The sequence below is a fragment of the Tritonibacter sp. SIMBA_163 genome (assembly GCF_046535935.1).
GTDB classification, from domain to species: domain Bacteria; phylum Pseudomonadota; class Alphaproteobacteria; order Rhodobacterales; family Rhodobacteraceae; genus Epibacterium; species Epibacterium scottomollicae.
Window position 1 is genome coordinate 1 of sequence record NZ_JAWJBP010001247.1, and the last position, 238, is coordinate 238.

A 238-nucleotide genomic window follows, 5' to 3' on the forward strand; every position below is an offset into this window, starting at 1 on the left:
CGATGTGGGTTGGGTGGTGGGTCACATCTATATTGCCTATGCGCCTCTGATCCATGGCAACACCACCATCGTGTTTGAGGGCAAGCCTATCGGCACTCCTGATGCGGGCACCTTCTGGCGGCTCATCTCGGAACATAAGGTCAAGACCTTCTTCACCGCCCCCACCGCCTTTCGCGCCGTCAAACGTGAGGAATCCAAGGGCGAATACGTGGCGAAATATGATCTCTCCTGTCTCGGT

General features: G+C 56.3%; 1 protein-coding gene. It reads left to right on the top strand.

Features of this window, described 5'->3' with window-relative positions; all coding sequences use genetic code 11:
- A partial coding sequence (locus R0J92_RS26310; protein ID WP_411053855.1) for an AMP-binding protein occupies positions 1–238 on the top strand: 238 nt, incomplete at both ends.